The sequence below is a fragment of the Vibrio tetraodonis genome (genome assembly GCF_003350295.1).
Lineage (GTDB): Bacteria > Pseudomonadota > Gammaproteobacteria > Enterobacterales > Vibrionaceae > Vibrio > Vibrio tetraodonis.
In genome coordinates this window covers 1-1132 of the sequence record NZ_QLYY01000035.1, presented here as the reverse complement: position 1 = coordinate 1132, position 1132 = coordinate 1, and the positions used below count along the sequence as shown (strand labels likewise).

The window sequence follows — 1132 nt, the reverse complement described above, 5'->3', positions numbered from 1 at the left end:
AAAGTGCGTCGTAGTCCGGATTGGAGTCTGCAACTCGACTCCATGAAGTCGGAATCGCTAGTAATCGTGGATCAGAATGCCACGGTGAATACGTTCCCGGGCCTTGTACACACCGCCCGTCACACCATGGGAGTGGGCTGCAAAAGAAGTGGGTAGTTTAACCTTCGGGGGGACGCTCACCACTTTGTGGTTCATGACTGGGGTGAAGTCGTAACAAGGTAGCGCTAGGGGAACCTGGCGCTGGATCACCTCCTTATACGATGGATGGTTTGCTTTTGCTTTTTAAAGTGAAAACAAATTAAGTCGCGATGAGTGTTCACACAGATTGATGGTTTATGTAGTTTAAGAGAAAGAAGATATCCCAATATCTTCGACTTAGTGTCCCGTTCGTCTAGAGGCCTAGGACACCGCCCTTTCACGGCGGTAACAGGGGTTCGACTCCCCTACGGGATACCATTGGGTCGTTAGCTCAGTTGGTAGAGCAGTTGACTTTTAATCAATTGGTCGCAGGTTCGAATCCTGCACGACCCACCATTTTCTCAAGATACGGGGCTATAGCTCAGCTGGGAGAGCGCCTGCCTTGCACGCAGGAGGTCAGCAGTTCGATCCTGCTTAGCTCCACCATTCTTGATGATATGGGCGATTAGCTCAGTTGGGAGAGCACCTGCCTTACAAGCAGGGGGTCACTGGTTCGAGCCCGGTATCGCCCACCATTCTCTAAGTATCTTTGGTTGTTTTATCCAAACCACTTCAGTAAGCGTATGTGGTTAGATAAACGACGCCGAGAATCTTTAGATAATGTACTTCCCTTTGGGAAAACATAGCTCTTTAATAATTTGGAAAGCTGACAAAACAATCTTGATTCCTTGTGAATAGGATTGTTTGTAAAGTTCTCAATGTTTATCGAAAGATAAACACCAATAAACACATTCAAGTGTTCTTGGAAACAACACCTTAGTGTGTTGTTTATATTTGAGTCCGGCAAAATCGAGTCTGCATCATGTTTAAATAATTGCAGACAACTTTGGTTGTTTAAACAACAACACCAAATATTGCGACGTGGATTTTGGCCTTCAGGCTAGGCGCTGAGAAATGGGTCGACGGGAGTGTGGTTTTTCTACATGACCGAGCC

The 1132-nt window shown here is 46.5% G+C and carries 4 tRNA genes and 1 rRNA gene; all 5 read left to right on the top strand.

Annotation, left to right across the window (positions count from 1 at the left end):
• Positions 1–256, top strand: a 16S ribosomal RNA gene (locus tag DPF90_RS20155); the annotation flags it as partial.
• A 124-nt stretch (positions 257–380) separates the two neighbouring features.
• Positions 381–456: transfer RNA gene (locus tag DPF90_RS20150), tRNA-Glu, on the top strand.
• A gap of 2 nt (positions 457–458) precedes the next feature.
• A tRNA-Lys gene (locus tag DPF90_RS20145) sits at positions 459–534 on the top strand.
• 14 nt (positions 535–548) lie between these two features.
• Positions 549–624, top strand: a tRNA-Ala gene (locus DPF90_RS20140).
• A 13-nt stretch (positions 625–637) separates the two neighbouring features.
• Positions 638–713, top strand: a tRNA-Val gene (locus tag DPF90_RS20135).
• Positions 714–1132: the final 419 nt, after the last annotated feature.